Genomic DNA, 21,659 nt, shown 5'->3' on the forward strand with positions numbered 1-21,659 from the left:
AGCACCGCACGCCACGAACCTCCCCTTCCATACCTGTCGCTGGGAGCTGGACCTTCATGGATCGTCGTACTTTCCTCGCGGGAGCGGCCGGAGCGGCCGGAGCCGCCGGAGCCGGTGCCGCCGCTCTGGCCGTCGGCGCCGCCCCGGCCGCCGCCACCGGGACCCCGCGGGCCCCGTCGTTTAGTCCTCATACCTCTGATACACCGCTGCTGCGGAAGTGGTTCCATGCCACGCATCACTCGATCGAGGCGATGACGACCGACCTCGGTCTCGCCGCCGACAAGATCGACGTCAGCGGCCCCGGCGCCCCCGTGCCCTCGCGGCAGACCTCGCCGACCAACATCGGCTGCGGGCTCTGGACCACCGTCGCCGCCCGCGGCCTCGGCGTCATCGGCGACGGCGCCATGCACCGCCGCCTCGCCCGCACCGTCGCGGCCGTCGAGAAGCTGGAGCGGCACCACGGCTTCTGGCTCAACTGGTACGACGCGCACGACGGTTCGGTCCTCACCAGCTGGCCCGGCACCGGCGACCCGGTCCGCCCGTTCCTGTCGTCCGTCGACAACGCCTGGCTGGTCACCGGCCTGCGCATCGCCGCCCACGCCGACCCCGCCCTACGCCACCGCATCGCGAGACTGCTGGCGGGCGCCGACTGGTCGTACTTCTACACGCCCTACGACCCGGCGGACCCGGTCGCGGGCCCCGGACAGCTGCGCGGCGGCTTCTGGACCGACACCGGCGAGCCCACCGCCCATCACTACGGCGCCCTCAACACCGAGCCCCGGATGGCCAGTTACCTCGGCATCGCGGACGGCTCGATCCCCACCGACCACTACTGGCACCTGCTGCGCACCATGCTCCCCGAGCACGAGCAGGAACAGCGGCCCGGTGGCGCCTACGTCACCATCGACGGCGTCCGCGTATGGCAGGGGCACTACACCTACCGGGGGCGCAAGCTCGTGCCCACCTGGGGCGGCTCGATGTTCGAGGCGCTCATGGTGCCGCTCTTCGTGCCCGAACCGGAGTGGTCCCCGCGCGCGTGGGGCACCACGCACGACCGCTACGTACGCGGCCAGATCGAGCACGGCCTGGCCGAGGAGAAGTACGGCTACTGGGGCTTCTCCCCCGCGAACATCCCCGAGGGCGGGTACCGCGAGTACGGCGTCGACGCGATCGGCATGCAGGTCGACGGCTACCACTCCCTCGGCGTCGTCACGCCGCACGCCTCCTTCCTGGCGCTCCCCCACGCGCGCGGGGCGGCCATCGCCAACCTCAAGGCGCTGGAGCACGACTTCGGGGCGTACGACGAGACGTACGGATTCCGCGATTCCGTGGATGTCCGCAGCGGACGGGTCAGCGACTTCGTGCTCGCCCTCGACCAGGGCATGATCGCCGCCGCCCTCGCCCAGGAGCTGCGGCCCGGGCTGCTGCAGGCACCGTTCCGCACCGGCGGCTTCGTCACGCGCGTGCGGCCGCTGCTCGCCAAGGAGCGCTTCAGCATCTGAGGCGCCGCTCCGGAGGCGGCGCCCCGGGAGGCGGCGCCCCGGGAGGCGGCGCCCCGGATACCGCCATACGCTCCCAAATGTGACACAGCCCTCGCGCATAGCCGGGCGGGCGGCAGCGGCCGCGGTGGCCGTGCTGCTCGCCTGGTTCCCGTTGCTGTGTCCCCCGCCCGCGTTCGCCGACGATCCGGTCACGCTCTCGCGCGGCGGCCAGCTCACCGACAGGGCGGGCGTGCTCGGGGACCGGAAGGACGCCGCCGAGCAGGCCCTCGACCGGCTCTACGACGACCGTGGCATGCAGCTCTTCGTTACGTATGTGCGCGATTTCTCCGGCCGCTCCGCGCAGAGCTGGGCGGACGCCACCGCCCGGCGCAACGGCCTCGGCATCGACGACGTGCTGCTCGCCGTCGCCACCCGCGACCGGCAGTTCGCCTACTCCGTGGACGACGCGTCACGGCTCACCGACGCACAGCTCAGGGACGTCGCCACCACCGCGATCAGACCCGCCCTGCGCGAGAACGACTGGGCGGGGGCCGCCATCGGCGCCGCGAACGGCTACCGCGCGGTCCTCGCCGGTCAGCCGGTGCCGACCCCCGCGATCACGCCGGGCGCGGCCGACCCGGGCGCCGACGACGACTCCACCGCCGGTGACCTGGTGCTCCCCGTGGTCGCGGTGGGCGTGGCGGGGATCGCGGCCACGGTCGCGTACAAGCGGCGCAGGAAGCGGGTCACCACGCGGACCACGCCCGGCGGCGGCTGGAACCGCGGCGCGGGCAAGGACCTCACCCCGCTGCCCGAGCTCGACGAGCGGGCCCGCCGCCTGCTCGTGGAGACCGACGACGCGATCCGCACCAGCACCGAGGAACTCGGCTTCGCCACCGCCCAGTACGGCGAGGAGGCGGCCGAGCCCTTCAGTGCCGCGCTCGCGTACGCGCAGTCCGAGCTGACGGCCGCGTTCCGGCTGCGCCAGGAGCTCGACGACGCCTTCCCCGAGGACGACCCGACCAGGCGCCGCATGCTGGACGAGATCGTCGCGCGCTGCACGGAGGCGGGCCGCCGCCTCGACGCCGAGACGGCGGGCTTCGACCAGTTGCGCGCCCTGGAGAAGAACGCCCCGGCGGCCCTGGAGCACGCGGAAACGGTGTTCCGGCAGGTGGCGGGGCGTACCAGCGCCGCCGGTGACACCCTCGCCGCCCTTCTCGCGAAGTACGCGCCGAGCGCCTCCGCGTCCGTCGTCGGCCATGTCGAGCAGGCCAAGGACCGTCTGGTCTTCGCCACCACGCACCTCAACCAGGCCCGGCAGTCCGTGGACGCGGGCGAGAGCGGGAACGCCGCCGTCCATCTGCGCGCCGCCGAGGGCGCCGTCGACCAGGCGGGCACCTTCGTGGACGCCGTCGACCGCCTCGCCGACGAGCTCGCGCGGGCCGCCGAGAAGCTGGCCGCCGCGCTCACCGATTCCGAGACCGACCTCGCCGACGCGCGCGGCCTCCTGGAAGGCACCGCGGAAGGCGTCTCCACGGCCGATCTGCGGGGCCGTGTCGCCCGCGCGGAGCCGTGGTCGCCGAGGTGCGCGGGCGGGCGTCCGCGGGCCCCTACGACCCCATCCAGGCCCTGCGCCGCGTCGAGGAGGCCGACGCCGCACTCGACGAGGCGCTCGCGGGCGCCCGCGAGCGCGAGGTCTCCGACCACCGCGCCCGGTCCCTGCTCGCCCAGGCCCTGCTCACCGCGCGCAGCGCCGTCGGCGTCGCCGCGGACTTCGTCACCACGCACCGCGGCGCCGTCGGCAGCGAGGCGCGGACCCGTCTCGCCGAGGCGCAGCGCCACCTCGGCCGGGCGGAGGCGGCCCAGGACGACGACGCCGCGGCCGCGCTCGCCGACGCCCAGCGGGCGGACTCGCTGGCCCGGCAGGCGCAGCAGCTCGCCGAGCGTGACGTACGGGGCTACGGCAACCCCTACGGAGGGCTCGGCGGAGGCGGTGGCCGGGGCGGCGGCACGGGTGGCGCGGTGCTCGGCGGGATCATCCTGGGCGAGCTCCTCGGAGGCGTGGGCCGGGGCATGGGCGGTGGCACGGGCGGCGGAGGCGGTCCCTACGGAGGGGGCGGTTTCGGTGGCGGCGGGCCCGGGAGCTTCGGTGGCGGCGGGACGCGGGGGCGCCGGGGCGGAGGCGGCAGGTTCTGACGCTCTACCGGCTCTGACCAGCGCCCCCTCGTACGGCTCCAAGGCCCCCTCGTAGGAAGAAGACGACTGCGAAGACCACCTCGCAGACAGACCACCTCGCAGACAGACCACCTCGAAGACCACCGCAAGGAGACGAGCGTCATGACCAAGCAGACCATCCTCGGCCGCGTCGCCCAGCTCGCCAAGGCGAACATCAACGCGCTCCTCGACCAGGCCGAGGACCCCCAGAAGATGCTCGACCAGCTGATCCGCGACTACACGGAGAACATCAGGGAGGCCGAGGAGGCGGTCGCGACCACCATCGGCAATCTGCGGATGCTGGAGCAGGACCACAAGGAGGACCAGGACGCGGCCCTGGAGTGGGGTGCCAAGGCGCTCGCCGCCAGCAAGAAGGGGGACGAGCTGCGCGCGGACGGGAACGCCACGGAGGCCGACAAGTTCGACCGGCTCGCCAAGGTGGCGCTCGGCCGTCAGCTCCGGGCCGAGAAGGAGGCCAAGGAGGCCGAGCCGACGATCGCGTCGCAGACCGAGATCGTGGACAAGCTGCGGTCCGGGCTCGACCGGATGAAGGTCAAGCTGACGGAACTGCAGTCGCGGCGCGATCAGTTGGTGGCCCGCGCCAAGACCGCCGAGGCCCAGAACCAGATGCTGGACGCGGCCCAGAACATCGACGTGCTCGACCCGACCAGCGAGCTGAGCCGCTTCGAGGAGAAGGTGCGGCGCGAGGAGGCACGGGCGCTCGGCAAGCAGGAGCTCGCCGCCTCCTCGCTCGACGCGCAGTTCGAGGAGCTGGACGGCCTGGGCGACGCGGCGGAGGTCGAAGCCCGCCTCGCCGCCCTCAAGGCCACCACGTGAACGCGGCGTCCGGAACGGCCTGACAAGAACCGAACAGCCCCACCAGAGCTGTCTGCTCAGAACAGACAGGTCAGAACAGACAGGTCAGAACAGACGGGTCAGAACAGACTGAGCAGCGCCTCCGCCGCGTCCATCGGCTCCACATCACCGTTCGGCAGCGCCAGTTCGAACCAGACCGTCTTGCCGTGCGGCGTCTTGCGCGAGCCCCAGGCCGCGCTCAGCAGGCCGACGAGCTGCAGCCCGCGCCCGCCCTCGTCGGTGTCGCGGGCCCGGCGGCGGCGCGGCTGGACGAAGCCGCCGTCCCACACCTCGCACACCAGCGTGCGGTCCAGCAGGAGACGCAGCCTGATGTCGCCCTCGCCGTATCTGAGGGCGTTGGTGACGAGCTCGCTGACCAGGAGTTCCGCCGTGTCGCAGAGCCGCCCCAGGTCCCAGGAGCGCAGCTGGTCGCAGGCCAGTTCGCGGGCGCGGCCCACCGACTTGAGGTCGCGCGGCAGCGTCCAGTCGCCGACGTGCTCGGCGGGCAGTCCTTCGACGCGCGCCATCAGGAGCGCGATGTCGTCCTCTCCGTGGTGGGTGTCGAGGGTGTTCAGGACGTGGTCGCAGACGTCCTCAAGGGCCGGTGGGGCGTCACTGAGCGCGCGTACGAACGCGTTCAGGCCCTCGTCGAGCGAATGGTGGCGGGATTCGACCAGGCCGTCGGTGTAGAGCGCGAGCAGGGCGCCCTCGGGGAGTTCGACCTCGACGTCCTCGAAGGGCTCGCCGCCCACGCCGAGCGGCATGCCGGGGGGCACGTCGAGCATGAGGGCGGACTCGTCCGGCTCGACGAGCACGGGCGGCAGATGGCCCGCGTTGGCGAAGGTGCAGCGCCGCGTCACGGCGTCGTAGACCGCGTACACACAGGTGGCTAGGTAGACCTCGCTGAGGTCCGCGTCCGCCGCCTTGCGGGCCGCGCGGGTGGCCTGCTGGGGCCCCGCGGGGTTGCCGAGGCCGCGGGCGATCTCGTCGAGGGCGGAGAGGACCTCGGCGGGTTCCAGGTCGAGCAGCGCCAGAGTGCGTACGGCGGTGCGCAGTTCGCCCATGGCGACGGCGGCGCGCAGGCCGCGGCCCATGACGTCGCCGACGACCAGCGCGGTGCGGTGTCCGGGGAGCTCGATGACGTCGAACCAGTCGCCGCCGACCTCGGTGGCCGCGTTGCCCGGCAGGTAGCGGCAGGCGATGTCGAGCCCGGACGCCTCCGGGTCGCCGGGCGGCAGCAGGGAGCGCTGCAGTATCAGCGCGCGCTCGTGCTCCCTGCGGTAGAGGCGGGCGTTGTCGATGCAGACCGCGGCGCGCGCGGCCAGCTCGACGGCGAGCGCCCGGTCGCGCTCTCCGAAGGGTTCGCTGCCCTTCGTACGGGAGAACTGGGCGAGGCCGACCACGGTGTCGTGCGCGACCATCGGCACGGCGAGCGTGGACTGGATGAGCCCGCCGGTGAGCCTGCTCGCGGAGTCGTCGTCGCCGCCCGTGAGCAGCCGGGGCCGTGCCGTGCGCAGCGCGTCGGCGCACGGCGAAGTGAACGCGTAACGGTGCACGGCGCCGACGTCCACGGGCCCGGTGCCCGCCGGAAACGGAGCGTCCGCCACGGCGCTCGCGAAGGCCACCCTGCGCAGCTCCGCGCTGCCGTCGGCGAGCCCAGGCGGCGTCTCGTCGCCGTCGAGGAGCCCTTGGTAGAGGTCCACGGACGCGAGGTCGCAGAAGCCGGGGACGGCGACGTCGAGGAGCTCCCTCGCGGTGGTCTCCAGGTCGAGGGAGTTGCCGATGCGGGCGCCCGCCTCGTTCAGGAGTGCGAGGTTGCGGCGGGCGTGGGCGGCCTCCCGGGCGGCGGCGTGCCGCCGGGTGACGTCGGTGCCGAGGCCCGCGACACCGATGGGACGGCCCGAACCGCTGTGCACGCGGTAGAGGTTGATCGACCAGTGCCTGCGGTCGGAGCCGCCGGGCGTGGGGCCCACGATCTGCATGTCCGTCACGGCATCGCCGGTTTCCAGGACCCGCTTGAGGGCGGCGGACATGCGGTCGGCCTCGTGGCGCGGCAGATAGTCGTGCACGGTGCGGCCGCGCTGGTTCTCGATGCCGCCGCCGAAGACCTCGACGAAGCGGCGGTTGGCGCGCTGCACCTTCAGGTCGGTGCCGAACAGCAGGAAGCCGAACGGAGATTGGCCGAAAATGGCCTGCGAGGCCGCGAGGTCCGTCTCGATCTGCCGGAGCGCGCGGACATCGACGACGATGCAGACCGCGGCCCGCTCACCGTCCTCCGTCTCGGTCGGCATGACGTAGACCTCGGCGATGCCTTCCGTGACGACGTCCGTGACGACGTCCGTGACGGCTTCCGTGATGCCTGCCGCGTCGCCGTCACCGAGCCCGCTCCCCCCGGCCAACCCGCTCTCCTCGGGCATGCGGAAGGGGACGATGCCCGTCCACTCCCGCCCGTCGAGGATCTCCGCCATCTTGCGACGGCCGCTCGCGCGCAGCTCGGGCGGTACGAACGCCTCGATCGGGTCCTTGCCCACGGCGTCCCGCGCGGCCACGCCGAACAGCCGCTCGGCCCGCGCGCTCCACTGGTCGACGAGACCGTCGGCGCCGATCGAGAACGAGGCGACCTTGATGTAGTCGTAGATCGAGCCGGGTGGGTTGCTCTGCCAGGTCCCGTCCGCCATCGCTTCAGCGGGCCCCTCGGCCCCGGCGTCACCTGGCTCGTCGGCCATGCCGTCGCCGGCACCCTCGGCAGTCGCGTCGCCCGACGGGCCGTTCGGCTCCGTCGCCTTCGCTGGTATCTCGCTCACGCGAACCGTCCCCTCCAGCTCACCGCGTCCGGCACCGGTCACCGCATACGGCTGACCGCAGTATCCAGCACTACGGCAGCGCGCCACACGGCGTTCACGATCACAGCACGGACTCGACTCCTTTTGGCCCGCGCCGCCCTTGTGCCCGACACCCTTCGCACACTGCAAGTCTTCTAACCCGGCAGCGCCAGCTCGAACCACACCGTCTTTCCCGTCCGGCCCGTCCGGCCCGGACGTGTGCCCCAGCTCCTGGCCGAGCGGGCCACCAGCTGGAGGCCACGGCCGCCCTCGTCATCGGGCCCCGCGGTCCGTTCCAGGGGCGGGTCGGGGAGCGGGTCGGACACCTCCACACGCAGCGTGCCCATGGGGTCCACGGGGCGTACGAGGCGTACGCCGATGGGCCCTGACGCATAGCGCAAAGAATTGGTCACCAACTCGCTCACGAGCAACACGGTGACGTCGCCGAGCGGTGCGAGGCCCCAGTCGCCGAGTTGCTTGCGGACGACGGCGCGGGCGGTGCGGACGGCGCCGGGGTCCGCGGGAAAATCCCATTCGGCACAGTCGCCTTCGGTGTCGATCACGCCGAATCACTTCCAGACCAGCTGCGGAACCTGTCCGGTTTCATGGGGTTAATGGGCACATACCCGATATCCCGGCAGGATTACCGCTTACCTGGGCGCACTGTGGCACGAACGGCGTAGGCGGAGTCAGTCCGCGGCGCCCGGCAACGCGAGCGCCGCCTTCACCGCGGGCACGTCGGCGGCCAGCCAGTCCACCGACCAGACCTCGTCGGGCGTCAGCCAGCGCAGCGCGTCGTGATCCTCCAGGGGCTTCGGCTCGCCGGAGACCAGGCGGGCCTTCCACACCCGCAGCTCATATCCCTTGGGCAGCGGCCACTGCCCGGGCACTCGCTCCAGGGGTACGGCCTCGACGCCCAGTTCCTCGCGGAGCTCGCGCACCAGTGCGTCCTCGCAGCGCTCGCCGGGCTCGACCTTGCCGCCGGGGAGCTCCCAGCCGCCCGCCAGTTCCGGTGGCGCGGAGCGCCGCGCGGCGAGCAGGCGGTTGCCGTCGTACAGGGCAGCGCCCACCACGATGCGATCGTTCATGAACCGGAGCCTAGGCGCTCCGCGGGGCCGTTCGTCGAGTGCGGGCCGCCTCTGGCTGAGCGCGCAGTTCCCCGCGCCCCTTGCGGGGCCCCGGCCCCAGCGGCTACGGGATGTCCCCTCCGCTCAGCGTCCGCTGCCGTTCGGGCTCAGCTTTTCGATCCAGTACAGCTGCTTGTGGCCGCGGTCGTCGAGGCTGTCCGCGATCTTCTGCGCCTCGGCCTTCGTCGCGTACCTGCCCACGCGGTAGCGGTTGCCGTTGTCGTCCTGACGTATCACGAGCCAGGGCAGCAGAACCGTCCCGTCGTTCATAGCGCCCCTCCGCTCGCCGCCCCCGGCGCGCCCCACGCCTCGATCAGTAAGGAAACCGCAATCCGCATATGCCCGAGCCTACGCCCGACCTTTACTCAGCGGATACGAGTTTGCACAAAGAGATACGCAGGAGGTGTGCAATCGGCCAACGGCCGGGCAACGCCGGGGGGGCGCATCCGGTCGGATGCGCCCCCGGCGGGAACTTCGACGTGCGGGACGGGGCTCAGGCCCGTCCGGCGGGGTTACGGACCGCAGTCCACGTACGACGGGGTCATTTGACCGGCAGGTGGTAGGCGATCCGGTAGCGGTCGGCGGGCACCACGACGTCGGCGGTCTCCACGGGGCGGCCCGATGCGTAGTACGTGCGCTGGACGACGATGACGACATGACCGGGGACGCCGCCGAGCGAAGTGAGCTCCTCGGCGAGACCGGGGCGGGCGCCGACCTCCTCGGCGACGTTGTCCACGACCACGTCGATGGCGGCCATCCGCTCCACCACCCCGCAGCCGCCGAGCGGGCCCTCCTCGGGGAGCATCACGGGGGTGCGGCCCGTGACGGCGAGGGGCTCCCAGGAGGTGGAGAGCATCATCGCCTCGCCCGCGTCCCGGAAGACGTACTTGGTGCACATCACGCGCTCGCCCACGCGGATGCCGAGCCGCTCGGCGATCACGGCGCTCGCCTCCGCCTGCTCGCTGCGGGACTCCCAGGTGCCCCGCGCGCCGTCGGCCGCCTGCTCCTGGCGGAAGGGCGTGGAGCCGCCGGACAGGGAGCGGTACCCCGTGCGGGCGATCTTGCGCGGGACGGGTCGCTCGCGCACATAGGTCCCCGAACCGGAGCGGCCCTCGACGAGCCCTTCGGCCATCAGGACCTTCCGGGCCTCCAGGGCGACCGTGTCCGAAACTCCGTACTCCTCGCGGATTCTGGCTTGCGAGGGGAGCCGGGTGTGCGGCGGCAGCGAACCGTCGGCGATCTTCTTGCGGAGATCACCCGCGACACGCAGATACGCCGGCTGCTCACCGAAAGTCACTGGCCACTCCCATCAGGTTGACAGACAGCAACAGCCTGGCAACCGTGGGTTGTTGGGTGCAACCCAAGGCCAAGGAATCACCCGAAGTGATGATTTCTCTCCCCGCAGGTCTTTACGCAGGGCCTTTCCCCGGATATAGCGACCGCTCAAGCGTGGTGAGGAAACGTTCGGTCGCCGCGCGGGCGATCTGACTGCCCCAGCCGCCCCAGTTCACGTCGAAACAGTGGTCGGCCCACGGCAGTTCGACATACGTCGCCGGGGCACCCGCGCCCTTCAAACGCCGCGCGAGCTCGCGCGCCTGGCTCACCGGGACCGCCCGGTCCGCACTGCCGTGCAGCAGCAGCGTCGGCGGCACGTCCCCCCTGACCAGGCGTGCCGGTGAACCGAGCCGGTAGCGGGCGGGCACGGCGGTCGCCGAACCGCCCATCAGGCGCGGCATCATCGGGTCGCCGCGCAGTACGGTCCCGGCGATCAGGCGCCGCATGTCGGTGGGCCCGTAGAGCGAGATCACCCCGGCCACAGAGCTGTCACGCACCGCGCAGGAGGCCGGAACTCGATCGTCACCCTCCGTATAGGCGGCGGAGAGCGCGAGGTTGCCACCGGCCGAACTGCCCGCAAGGAGAAGGTGATCGGGGTCGACGCCGTATACGCGCGCGTGGCGCCGCACCCAGCCCACCGCGCACTTCACGTCGCCGATCTGGTCGAGCTGGGTGGCGCCGGGCGCGAGGCGGTAGTCGATGTCGAAGACGGACCAGCCGCGCGCGTTGAACCACCGGTTCCATTCGGGGGTCTGGCTGCGGTGCCCCTTGTTCCAGCCGCCGCCGTGCACCCACACGACGGCGGGGTGGCGCACCGCGCGCCGCTTCGGCAGCACCCACAGGTCCAGCTTGAGCTTCTGCTTGCGCCGCGCACCGTGGCCGTTGCCATGGCCGTTGCCGTTGCCCACGCGCGCGTACGTGAAGGAACGCTCGCTGGCGGGCACCTTGGCGTAGTTGACGCCGTCGAAGTACCGGGTGGCGCCGAGCTCTTGGCCCGCGCGCCCGGCCGCACCCAGGGCCGCCGCGTACGGCATCACGCCGTACACCAGGGCGGCGAAGGAGGCGAGCGCGGCCAGCCCCGCGCACCAGGGGTGACGCCGCCCCGAGGCCGCCGCGGCGACGAGGCCGAGCAGGCCCGGGGGCACGAGCAGCAGATCCCAGGAGGTGATGGCGGCCGCGACGAGCACCAGGAGCGGGACGCGGGGCAACGGGGCGGCGACGAGGACGGCGAGCGCAGCGTTCAGGAGTCCGGCGGCGAGGAGCAGGGCCCGGGCCGCTACGGGAGGCGGCTTGACGGACGTCACGCCGAAGAAATATCACAGAAGCGGACAAAAGGTCCCCAGGGTGGGCGTTTCGGCGACGCCGAGGCGCGGACCCCTCCTGCGGACGGCTCCGTTAGACCTCGGCGCTGTCAGACCTCGGCGCCGTCAGACCTCGGCACTGTCAGACCTCGGCGCTGTCGCCACCGTCCGCGCCGCCGTCCGTATCGTCATCCGGGCGCCCACCGGTGCCACCACCCGTACCGCCACCCTTACCGTCGCCCCGCAACGACCCCTCGAGGGAGCGCGTCTGGTCCGCGGCGGCGTACAGGCACGTGATGTGCCTGCTGCCCTGGCGCCAGGTCTCGCGGTCCGGGACGAAGAAGACGACCTCGGCGCCGCTCAGGTCGGCCGACGACCCCTTCGTGTACGAGGTCGCGTACGCCGTGCACCTGCGCTCGGCGAGACCCTGGACCGCGGCATCCCCGGGGAAGGAAGGGTTGTTCACCCGGAACGACGCGAAGACCTCGGCGTCGTGCGGGCGGGCGCAGGGCACTTCGTCGATCTCGTATTCGTACGTCGCGCTGTCGAGGTCACTGTCGGGGACGTTGAAGCAGCCGCCCTTGTCGACGGGGAAGGCACCGCCGCGGGCCTCGCGCGCGGCCTCCCTGAAGCCGTCCATGAAGTCACGCGCGGCGCCCGTGGTGACGGCGAGGACGAGCAGCACGACGCCGAGCCCGGAGAGGATGCTCCCCGCGATCGCGAGACCCTTGCCGCGCTCGCCCTTCTTCTTGATCTGCGAGAGCCCGACGAGGCCGAGGACCAGACCGACGCCGGGTATGCAGCACAGGATGCCGAGGACCAGCGAGGCGATCGCGAAGCCGTTCACCGGCGGCCGGGAGTACGGCGAGTACGGGCCGGGCCACTGCTGGTAGGGAGCCCCTCCCGGCGGGCCGTACGGAGGCTGCCCCTGCGGACCGTACGGCCCGGGGTAGGGCGGCTGCGAACCTGACGCGTACGGGCCGGGCGGCGGCGGTATGTCCACGGGGGCCGTGCTCCTGACGGTGGGCGATGCGGAGAGCTTGGCGCATCGTAGTCGGGAGCGGAGGCGAAACGGCAAATGCGGCCTCAAAGGTCACAACTCGGGCACTGGTCCGCTCCAGCCCCGCGGACCGGAGCGAACCAGGCGAGAAACGGGACGGGCCCGAATCAGAACAAAGGACTTCAGAACTCAGGACCTCAGAACTGCAGACCCCAGGAGTCGATCTTCCCGGTGTCCTGCGCCGCGTTGTCGCTGACGCGCAGCTTCCACGTGCCGTTGGCCACCTCGGACGAGGCGTTCACGGTGTACGTGGTGTTGATGTTGTCCGAACTGCCGCCGGTCCCGTACGCCTTGAGCGTGTACGCCGTGCCGTCCGGCGCGATCAGCTGGACCTGGAGGTCGCCGATGTAGGTGTGCTGGATGACGACGGGGACGGACAGGGAGGCGGGCGCGTTGCCGTCGACACCGGTGACGTTGATCGGCGACTCGGCCGTGGCGTTGTCGTTGATGGCGAAGTCTTCGGTGTTGCTGAACGTCTTGCCCGGCGGGTTCGTGGTGCCGCCCGTGACGTTCAGGAGGCGGTTGGGCGAGCCGGTGCCCGGGCTGCCCACGACGCCGGTCGACGAGGCGCTGACCAGGCCCGCGGAGACCTGCGCCGGGGTCGACGAGGGGTTCGCGCCGAGGTAGATCGCGGCCGCGCCCGCGACGTGCGGAGACGCCATCGACGTACCGGAGATGGTGTTGGTCGCCGTGTCGTTGGTGTTCCACGTCGAGGTGATCGAGGAGCCGGGCGCGAAGATGTCGAGGATGCTGCCGTAGTTCGAATAGCTCGCCCTGGCGTCGGTGTTGGTCGTGGCACCGACGGTGATGGCCTCCGCCACGCGCGCGGGGGACTTGGTCGACGCGTCGGTCGACTCGTTGCCCGCCGCGACCGCGTACGTGATGCCGGACGCGATGGAGTTGCGCACGGCCGTGTCGAGCGCGCTGTCGGCACCGCCGCCGAGCGACATGTTGGCGACGGCGGGCTTGACCGCGTTCTTGGTCACCCAGTCGATGCCCGCGACGACCTGCGCCGTGGTGCCCGAACCCGAGTTGTTCAGGACGCGGACGCCGACGATCTTGGCCTTCTTGGCGACGCCGTGCAGGGTGCCCGCGACGGTGCCCGCGACGTGCGTGCCGTGGCCGTGGCCGTCCTGCGCGGTGTTGTCGTTGTCGATGGCGTCGTAGCCGTAGGAGGCGCGGCCGCCGAAGTCGGTGTGGCTGATGCGGACACCGGTGTCGATGATGTACGCCGTGACGCCCTCGCCCGCGGAGTCCGGGTAGGTGTACTTCTGGTCGAGCGGCAGGTTCTTCTGGTCGATGCGGTCCAGGCCCCAGGACGGCGGGTTGTTCTGGGTCGCGGTGGCAGTGAACGTCCGGTTCTGTACGACGGTGTCGACGGCCGGGTCGGCCGCGAACTTCTTCGCCTCGGACTCGGTGAGCTCGACCGCGTAGCCGTTGAGGGCCTTGTCGTAGGTCCGCTCGATCTTCGCGCCGTACGCCTTGGCGAGGGCCTTGCCCTCGGCGGAGCGGGCCTTCGGGGCGTCCTCGTCGAGGCTCACGATGTAGCTGTTCTTGATCGAGCCGGGGACACCGGCGTTCTCGATCGTGCCTTCCGCGCGGTCCGGCCGGGCGGTCGCCGGAACGGCGGAGACGACGCCGAGGGCGAGGGCCGCGACCGCTGTCGCGCTGATCCCGGCCAGTCTTCGGCGGGTATGACGCATCACTGCCATCTGAGGGGTCCTCCTCAATAGGTGCTGCGCTGGTGGGGGTTCGGTGCCATTGATGCCTTTGGTGCCGTTGGTGCCCACACTCGCGGAAGCGTCGGGCAGGAACATGTCAAGGCAACATGCCGATCCTTGCCTCCGTCGGGACGAAAGATTGGCGGATCCATAGGAATCCCACAAGGGCCAGGTTCGGACGTAACTCGACTGTCGTACAAGTGTCATGACAGGTCGTCAGGAACTGTCATGAAGGGGGCGGGGCGCGTACGGAGGCCGTGCGGAAGCGGCACCGGGGTCGCGTGGGGGGCGTGTGCGGGGCCGTACGGAGGGGGCTCGCGAACGCCACCGCGGCCCGCCACCAAGTAGGGGGTGAGACCGCCGTCCGGCGGTCCGGGAGGGAGGGCTCATGACACCGGACGAATGGGCGGGGCCCACCAGCGACGAAGCCCTGCTGGCCCGCGCCGCGCGGGACGCGACGGCCTTCGAACCGCTGGTGGTGCGCCACTCGGCGGCGCTGCACGGGTACTTCGCCCGGCGCGCGCCCGGCGCCGCGGATGACCTGCTCGCCGAGGCGTGGCTCCAGGCGTACGCCGCTCGGCGCGGGTTCGACGCGGCGCGCGGCCCCGCACGGGCCTGGCTCTTCGGCGTGGCCAGAAACGTCCTGTCGGCGCACTGGCGACACGCCGCCCGTCAGCGCCCCGGGCCGTCCGGCGAGGCCCGCGACGACCCGTGGGACGCGGTCGACGCGCGGCTCGACGCGGCGGCCGTGGCACCGGCGTTGCGCGGGGCGCTCGCCGAACTGCCCGCCGAGGAGCGCGAGTTGCTCCTGCTCGTCGCCTGGGAGCAGTTGACGCCCGGGGAGGCGGCCGCGGTGGTCGGCGTCCCCGCGGGGACGGCCCGCTCGCGGCTGCACCGCGCCCGTACCCGGCTGCGCTCCGGCGCGCCCCTCAACCTGACAGGAGACCCGGCATGACCGAACGCACCACCGACCGTGTGGACCCGCTCGACTTCCCCGGCGCCGCGCAGTTGCTCGCCGCCGGTGAGGTGCCGCCGCCCGCGCCCGTCGCCGTGACGGCGGCCCGCGAAGCGGTGGCCCGCGCGGCGGCCGCGGAGGTGACCGTCGTCCCGCTGCGCACCACCCGCGTGCCGCGCCGCGGGGGGCTGCTCGTCGCCGCTGCCGCCGTGGCCGCGATCGCCGCGGGAGCCGTGGTCTACCCCGTGCTCGACGTGGGCGGCGAACCGGCGGCGACGGCCTCGGCGAGCACGTTCCTCGACGACATGGCGGCGGTCGCGGCGGACGCCCCCGCGACGCACGCGCCGTACTGGAAGGTCCGCGTCGAGACGGTCAACCAGGACGACGGCAAACGCACGGACACCACGTTCTTCGACCGCGTGGGCCGGATCTGGTCGGTCGACGCGGACGGCACGGTCCACGAACCGCCCATGGGTGAGGAGGGCAAGGTCAAGAAGTGGCCGGTGGGCAAGAAGTGGCTGACGTGGCCCGAACTCGACAAGCTGCCCACCGACGAGAAGGCGCTGGCGGCGCTCTTCCCCAAGGACGCGAACAGCCGATCCCAGCAGGTCGTGATCATGCTGGAGGACTCCCCCGCGAGCCCGGAACTGCGCGCCGCGCTCTTCCGCCTCCTCGCGGACACCCCCGGCATGAAGCTGATCGGTGACGTGCGGGACAGCAAGGGCCGCGCGGGGGTCGGGGTCGAGATCACGGCGGAGGCGGGGTTCAGCACGGGCCCCGGCAAGGGCGTGAAGTACTGGACCACGGACCGCTACATCGTCGCCCCCGACACGGGCCTCCTCCTGGAGACGACCCACAAGATCCGCGGCCAGGACATCCCGGCGGACCGGGACACCTGGCTGGAGGTGGGGCCGGCGGATCGGGTGGGGTGAGTGGGGCACGGGGCGTGGGCTGAGCGGTGCCGGGTGCGGGTGCCGTCGACGGGTGCCGGGGGCACGTCGACGGCACCTGGGGGGCGTCGGCTGAGCAGCGCCCAGGGCGTCGGCAGATCCCCGCTCGGGAATGTCGGCTGAGCCCATCCGGGCATGTCGGCTGGCCCGCACGGGGACGTTGCCTCCGCCCGCACCCGGGACGTCGGCCGAGCCACACCCTGCAACCTCGACCGAGAAGCCACGCCCAGGACGCCGATCGACGCGCACCCGGCAACGCCCGCCTGAGCCACACCCAACGACCTCGACCGCCCACCCCCATAAGCAGGACAGCCCCCAGGCCCCAGACAGACGCGGCCCAGGACCGCCCCACCGGACGCCCCCGGCGCACGCCTCGCACCCGTGCGCCCACGCGCCCACCCGTCCGCAGGACGGTCCCGGCGCGGCATGCCGTGCCCGGGCCGCCCCACGGAGCATCGTCGGCCCGTGAAGCCATACTTCGCCACCGCCCTCCTGACCGCCACCCTGACCCTGACCACCACGGGCATCACCACAGCCAGCACCGGCACCACAAGCACCACAAGCACCACCAAAGCCACCGCCGCACGCACCCCCACCCCCCGCCCCGAGTCCCGCTGCGGACCCCCAGGCGACCCCACCTGGGCACCGACAGCCACCCGGCGCGGCCCCGCGAAGGGCGCCTACAACCCCTACGTCGGCAACGGCTACCTGGGCGTACGCGTGCCGCCCGCCGGTGCCGGATACAGCCCGCCCGACCCGGACGACAAGGACGAGAAGACCGGCTGGCCCCTCTACACGCCCCGCTACGACGGGGCGTTCGCGGCGGGCCTCTACGCGCGCGGCCCGGCGAACACCGCCCACCGCGAGGCCATCGCCGCGCTCCCCCACTGGAGCGCCCTCGACCTCACCGTCGGCGGCGAGACCTACGGCCCCCGCAGCCGCGTCTCCGGCTACCGGCAGACCATGAACCTGCGCTGCGGCTTCGTACGCACCTCGCTGACCTGGACCACGGCAGACGGCCGCCGCACCGACCTGGCGTACGACGTCCTGACCGCCCGCGACCGGGCGCACACCGGCGCCGTACGACTCCGCCTCACCCCGCACTGGACCGGCGCGGCCACCGTCACCGACCGCATCGACGGGCGCGGCGCCCGGCGGATCGCGCAGACGGGTGGCGGGCCGCGCGGCAAGAAGACGATGGACGTGGCCTTCCGCACCGACGGCACCCACAGGGACGGCGCCGTCGCGTCCACACTCAAGGCTCCTGGAGTGACCCATCCGGCGCGCCGCGCAAGGGAGTTGAGCAACAGCCAGTCGGCCGACTTCCGCGTCCGTGACGGCGGAACGTACGACATCACCAAGTACGTGGGAGTCGCCACCACCCGCACGCCCACCACCCGCACACCCACCATCCGCACGCACCCCACGCCCCGCACCACCGCGCAGACCGCCTCGCGCCAGGCCGCCGCCCTCGGCTGGGACGCGCTGTTCAGCTCGCACGCGGCGGCCTGGCGGCGCCTGTGGGCCTCCGACATCGAGATCCCAGGGCGCCCCGACCTCCAACTCTGGGCGCGCTCAGCGCAGTACGGACTCCTGTCATCCACCCGCCCCGGCTCCCGCGACAGCATCGCGCCCGCCGGTCTGACCAGCGACAACTACGCGGGCATGATCTTCTGGGACGCCGAGACCTGGATGTTCCCCGCACTGCTCGCCACCCGCCCCGATCTCGCCGAACCCGTCCTGGCCTACCGGCACTTCACCCGTGCGGCGGCCCGCGAGAACGCCTCGAAGACCTCGGTGAAGGGCCTCTTCTACCCGTGGACCAGCGCGAGCCGGGGCGCCCTGTGGTCGGAGTGCCAGAGCTGGTATCCGCCGCACTGCGTCCAACAGAACCACCTCCAGGGCGACATCGCGCTCGCCGCCTGGCAGTACTACCTGGCGACGGGTGACCGCGCCTGGCTGCGCGAGCGCGGCGGGCCGCTCCTGAAGGGCATCGCCGAGTACTGGATGTCGCGCACCACCCTGAACAAGGACGGGAGTTACTCGATCCAGAACGTCGCGGGCCCCGACGAGTACAGCAACGGCGTCACCGACGGCGTCTACACCAACACCGTCGCCGCGACGGCCCTGCGCGCCGCCGCCCGCGCGGCCCGCGTCCTCGGCGAGCAGGCCCCCGCGGCATGGACGCGGACCGCCGACCGGATCCGCATCCCGTACGACAAGAAGCGCAAGATCTATCTCCAGTACGCCGGTTACGCCGACTCGACCATCAAGCAGGCCGACACCGTCCTGCTGACCTACCCGCTGGACTGGCCCATGCCGAAGGGCGCGGCCGCCGCCACCCTCGACCACTACAGCGCCCGCACCGACCCGGACGGACCCGCGATGACGGACTCCGTGCACGCGATCGACGCGGCCGCGATCGGTGAGCCCGGCTGCTCCTCGTACACCTATCTCCAGCGCTCCGTACGCCCGTTCATGCGCGGCCCGTTCGCGCTCTTCTCGGAGTCGCGCGGCACGAAGGCGGGCGCGGGCGACGCGCTCGCCGGGTCGCCCGCGCAGGACTTCCTCACCGGCAAGGGCGGTTTCCTCCAGGTGTTCACGCACGGGCTCACGGGGCTCAGGCTGCGCGAGGGCGACGCGCTGCACCTGGACCCGACGCTGCCGCCGCAGCTCGCGAAGGGGGGCGTGAAGCTGCGCGGGATGCGGTGGCGCGGGCGGACGTATGACATCGCGATCGGCCCCAAGGAGACGACGGTCAGGCTGACTTCGGGCGACGCCTTCCGCGTCGAATCACCACGCGTCGAATCACCGCGCGTCAAGTCACAGCACGTCGAGTCACCGCGCGGCGGCACCGTCACCGTCGCCCCGGGCTCCCCCGCCGTACTCAAGACCCGCCGCCCCGATCTGACCCCGACGACGGACGCGGCGCGCTGCCGCCCGGCGACGGCGACCTCCGAGGACCCGGGCCTGTACGCGGCCGCCGCGGTGGACGGCAACCCGGTCACGGCCTGGTCGCCGACCGCGCGGAACGCATCCCTGACCGTCGACCTCGGCCGCCCGGTCCGGCTCGGCGCGATCAGCCCCAAGTGGGCGGTGCGGCCGGCGAGTCAGCGCGTCCAGACATCGAAGGACGGACACACCTGGCACGCGCCCGACGCGACCCCGGCCCGCCACGTGCGGATCACGGTCCGGGCGGGCGACAAGGCACCATCACTGCGCGAACTCACGGTGAAACGCAGCAGCCCAACGTCAAACTGACGATCACTCAGGAAGTCGCGGCCGACGCCTCCCGTGCCCGGTCGCGGCCTCGTAGGCGGCGCCCACCTCCAGGACGGCCCGGTCGGCGCGCGAGGGGCCGACGATCTGCAGCCCGACCGGGAGCCCGTCGGGCGTGAACCCGGCGGGCACGGAGAGCGCGGGCGTGGCAGGGACGGAGAGGAGGTACGCCGAGCGCATCCAGTCGATGTAGGTGTGCTGCGGCTGCCCGTCGACGACGGCCGGATACTCCAACTCCACGGGAAACGGCGCTACTTGACTCACCGGCGCGAGCAACACGTCGTACCGCTCGAAGAAGCGGGCCACCGCCAGATGGATGCGGGTGCGCTCGGTGGTGGCGCGGGCGAGGTCGGCGCCGGTGAGCTTGCGCCCCTCCTCGATGTTCCACACGAGGCTCGGCTTGAGGGCGCCGGGGGCCGCTTCGAGGAACACCCCGAGCGACAGCTCGAAGGACTGCGCGCGCAGCGTACGGAAGACCTCGTCGGCACCGTCGAGATCAGGGCACGCCTCCTCCACGTGACACCCCAACTCCTCGAAAACCTTGACCTGTTCGTCGAGTACGCCGCGCACATCCGAGTCGACGGGCACTCTGCCCCCGAGATCGGGCGCCCAGGCGACCCGCAGCCCTCGAAGATCACGCTCAAGGGGCGCACGGAACACCTCACCCGGCGTCTCCAACGAGAGCGGACAGCGCGGATCGGGCCCTGCCATCACCGAGAGCAACAGCGCGACGTCGGCGACCGTGCGCCCCATCGGCCCGGCGACGGTCAGGCTCCCCCACAGGTCGAGGGCCGGATGGACGGGCACGCGCCCCGGTGTCGTACGCAGCCCGACGACATTGCAGAAGGAGGCGGGATTGCGCAGCGAACCGCCCATGTCGCTGCCGTCGGCGATCGGTTGAAGCCCGGCGGCGAGCGCGGCAGCCGCCCCACCGCTACTGCCACCCGCACTGCGGTCGAGCCCGTACGGGTTGCGGGTGGCACCGAAGACGGGATTGAAGGTGTGCGAACCGGCGGCGAATTCAGGGATATTGGTCTTCCCCATCCGAATGGCACCGCCCAACTCAATCCTCTGTACGAGCAGTTCATCCTCATCGGGCACGAAGTCGGCGAGCAGCGGCGACCCTTGCGTGGTGCGCATGCCGCGCGTGAGGTGCGTGTCCTTGAAGGCGATGGGAAGCCCGTGGAGCGGCCCCGGCTCCACCCCGCGCACAAGCCGCTCATCGGCCTCCGCCGCAGCGGCGAGCGCACCATCCGCATCAAGCGTGACGATGGCGTTGACGACGGGATTGACCCGCTCGATCCGCGCCAGATGAGCCGCGACCACCTCACGCGCCGAAAGCTCCCGACAACGAACGAGCCGCGCGAGCTCGGTGGCGTCCAGCAGACAGATGTCCATGCGGGGAGTCTGCCCAGGGGAACGCGGGTTCCCCGGCGGGTATCAGCCTTCTGCCGCGCGGGGCCCGGGGTGGGGCCTCAGTCCACCGAGCCGGAATCAGAGGCAGGAGGCGCACGGGAGCCTGTTCGCCCGGCGCGAGCTCGGGAGCGAACTCGACCCACACACGGGCGATGTCCAGTGCGGCCGCCCCGTCGGCTCTCCGGTTGCCGATGTCCCACATCGGCCGCAGAACCCCGGCTCCGGGTATGGGTGTGCACCGGAACGTCTCATCGGCGGGGCGGAGTACGAGTTCAGCCCGAATGCCCCCTACCTGCGCCTCGGCGCCCCGCCACCAGCACCACTCCCGACTCCGCTCGAACCCCAGCAGTCCCGCCGCCGCTCCCATCCCCTCCCAGAACCCCGCCGGCGCGGTCCATCCGCCCTTCAGCTCCAGAAGCAGGTCGAGCGCCACTTCCCACTCGTCGTGCGCGAGATGGTCCCAGACATCAGAAACGGTGATGTCGTCGTCGCTGGCAATGCCTTCGGGCACCAGCAGCGAGGCGGCTTCAAGCATCCCGACGACGTCCATGCACCCATTGTCGACCAGCGGCACAACTGGATGCGCCCGCCGTGCACGCCTACGAACTCGACGGGCCGACCGGCTCGTACGCGCCGGCAGGGATTTTCCGCCACGCGCTCCAGCAGTCCGTCCCGTTCGAGATCACTCTCGAACGGGACAAGCTCACGCCGGGCCACTCGGGCTGACGCCGCGATTCCAGGCCAGTGCCAAGTCAGCACGGGAATGCGGAAGGGGTCGGACTCAGCGGAGTCCGACCCCTTCCTGCCTGCACGCTTGGCGAATTTCCTAGCTCACAGCGACGGCGCAATCACACGTTGAACCGGAACTCCACGATAAGGATTTGACCTGCGGAAATGTGCGGGCATCCAGCACCGATCCAGCACGGGAGTCACTCCTGAGCACGAGAAGCCTCAAAGGCCCGAACCATACCCGCCAACGCCCGCGTATGCACCAGTTTCGCGAGGCTCCGCGGCGCGTGCACATCAGACGCGCAGCACTCGCATGCAACGTCCCAGGGAACCCATAGACGTTCTCGGTCACTCGGACACAGACAGACGCTCATGCGCTTTCACAGGTAGGCAAGCCAGTCTTTCGCCAGCGGC

Annotated in this window: 16 protein-coding genes and 1 pseudogene; 7 read left to right on the forward strand and 10 right to left on the reverse strand. The window is 71.9% G+C overall.

All coding sequences use genetic code 11. From position 1 onward, the window contains the following. Positions 1-56: 56 nt before the first annotated feature. The 3 genes and pseudogenes from CP970_RS15070 to CP970_RS15080 all read left to right on the forward strand — a co-directional run bounded on the left by CP970_RS15070 (position 57) and on the right by CP970_RS15080 (position 4,532). Positions 57-1,502: a glucoamylase family protein gene (locus CP970_RS15070; RefSeq protein ID WP_055556911.1), complete on the forward strand. Its 1,446-nt coding sequence runs from the start codon at positions 57-59 to the stop codon at positions 1,500-1,502. Between the two features lie 124 nt (positions 1,503-1,626). After that, positions 1,627-3,677, forward strand: a pseudogene (locus CP970_RS15075) (TPM domain-containing protein). A gap of 141 nt (positions 3,678-3,818) precedes the next feature. After that, positions 3,819-4,532, forward strand: coding sequence for a PspA/IM30 family protein (locus tag CP970_RS15080; RefSeq protein ID WP_055547642.1), 714 nt, complete (start codon positions 3,819-3,821; stop codon positions 4,530-4,532). Between the two features lie 98 nt (positions 4,533-4,630). Here the strand turns inward: CP970_RS15080 and CP970_RS15085 are convergent, their stop codons facing one another. The 8 genes from CP970_RS15085 to CP970_RS15120 all read right to left on the reverse strand — a co-directional run bounded on the left by CP970_RS15085 (position 4,631) and on the right by CP970_RS15120 (position 13,907). After that, positions 4,631-7,354 (reverse strand): SpoIIE family protein phosphatase, encoded by a 2,724-nt coding sequence (locus CP970_RS15085; protein WP_055547640.1) that lies wholly within the window; start codon positions 7,352-7,354, stop codon positions 4,631-4,633. 173 nt (positions 7,355-7,527) lie between these two features. After that, positions 7,528-7,935 (reverse strand): ATP-binding protein, encoded by a 408-nt coding sequence (locus CP970_RS15090; RefSeq protein ID WP_055547638.1) that lies wholly within the window; start codon positions 7,933-7,935, stop codon positions 7,528-7,530. A 126-nt stretch (positions 7,936-8,061) separates the two neighbouring features. Then, positions 8,062-8,460 (reverse strand): (deoxy)nucleoside triphosphate pyrophosphohydrolase, encoded by a 399-nt coding sequence (locus CP970_RS15095; protein ID WP_055547637.1) that lies wholly within the window; start codon positions 8,458-8,460, stop codon positions 8,062-8,064. 123 nt (positions 8,461-8,583) lie between these two features. Further along, complete coding sequence (locus CP970_RS15100) at positions 8,584-8,769, reverse strand: SPOR domain-containing protein (RefSeq protein ID WP_055547635.1); 186 nt, start codon at positions 8,767-8,769, stop codon at positions 8,584-8,586. Between the two features lie 271 nt (positions 8,770-9,040). Beyond that, entirely contained in the window at positions 9,041-9,796 is a 756-nt protein-coding gene (locus CP970_RS15105) for a GntR family transcriptional regulator (RefSeq protein ID WP_055547633.1), read from the reverse strand. 112 nt (positions 9,797-9,908) lie between these two features. Continuing rightward, positions 9,909-11,138 carry an alpha/beta hydrolase gene (locus tag CP970_RS15110; protein ID WP_055547631.1) on the reverse strand — a complete coding sequence of 410 codons (1,230 nt, stop codon included), beginning with the start codon at positions 11,136-11,138 and terminating at the stop codon, positions 9,909-9,911. Between the two features lie 139 nt (positions 11,139-11,277). Then, positions 11,278-12,138 carry a DUF4190 domain-containing protein gene (locus CP970_RS15115; protein ID WP_055547629.1) on the reverse strand — a complete coding sequence of 287 codons (861 nt, stop codon included), beginning with the start codon at positions 12,136-12,138 and terminating at the stop codon, positions 11,278-11,280. Positions 12,139-12,332: 194 nt separating this feature from the next. Then, positions 12,333-13,907 carry a S8 family peptidase gene (locus CP970_RS15120; RefSeq protein ID WP_150493398.1) on the reverse strand — a complete coding sequence of 525 codons (1,575 nt, stop codon included), beginning with the start codon at positions 13,905-13,907 and terminating at the stop codon, positions 12,333-12,335. Positions 13,908-14,304: 397 nt separating this feature from the next. On the opposite strand from CP970_RS15120, the gene CP970_RS15125 reads away from it, so the two are divergent. The 3 genes from CP970_RS15125 to CP970_RS15135 all read left to right on the forward strand — a co-directional run bounded on the left by CP970_RS15125 (position 14,305) and on the right by CP970_RS15135 (position 19,082). Beyond that, entirely contained in the window at positions 14,305-14,871 is a 567-nt protein-coding gene (locus CP970_RS15125) for an RNA polymerase sigma factor (RefSeq protein WP_150493400.1), read from the forward strand. After that, on the forward strand, positions 14,868-15,803 hold the full coding sequence (locus tag CP970_RS15130; RefSeq protein WP_055556947.1) for a hypothetical protein: 936 nt from the start codon (positions 14,868-14,870) through the stop codon (positions 15,801-15,803). Before CP970_RS15125 ends, CP970_RS15130 begins: the two co-directional genes overlap by 4 nt. A gap of 522 nt (positions 15,804-16,325) precedes the next feature. Continuing rightward, positions 16,326-19,082 (forward strand): discoidin domain-containing protein, encoded by a 2,757-nt coding sequence (locus CP970_RS15135; RefSeq protein ID WP_450262695.1) that lies wholly within the window; start codon positions 16,326-16,328, stop codon positions 19,080-19,082. A 3-nt stretch (positions 19,083-19,085) separates the two neighbouring features. Here CP970_RS15135 and CP970_RS15140 read toward each other — a convergent pair whose 3' ends face one another. Both CP970_RS15140 and CP970_RS15145 read right to left on the reverse strand, forming a co-directional pair. Next, a complete protein-coding gene (locus CP970_RS15140) occupies positions 19,086-20,498 on the reverse strand; it encodes an amidase (RefSeq protein WP_055550253.1) in 1,413 nt (470 codons plus the stop codon). Beyond that, complete coding sequence (locus CP970_RS15145) at positions 20,428-21,066, reverse strand: hypothetical protein (protein ID WP_191094918.1); 639 nt, start codon at positions 21,064-21,066, stop codon at positions 20,428-20,430. The genes CP970_RS15140 and CP970_RS15145 overlap by 71 nt, the downstream gene beginning before the upstream one ends. 41 nt (positions 21,067-21,107) lie before the next feature. Between CP970_RS15145 and CP970_RS15150 the strand changes: the two genes are divergently transcribed. After that, positions 21,108-21,242 (forward strand): hypothetical protein, encoded by a 135-nt coding sequence (locus CP970_RS15150; protein ID WP_398655132.1) that lies wholly within the window; start codon positions 21,108-21,110, stop codon positions 21,240-21,242. Positions 21,243-21,659: the final 417 nt, after the last annotated feature.

This window comes from Streptomyces kanamyceticus (genome assembly GCF_008704495.1).
Lineage (GTDB): Bacteria > Actinomycetota > Actinomycetes > Streptomycetales > Streptomycetaceae > Streptomyces > Streptomyces kanamyceticus.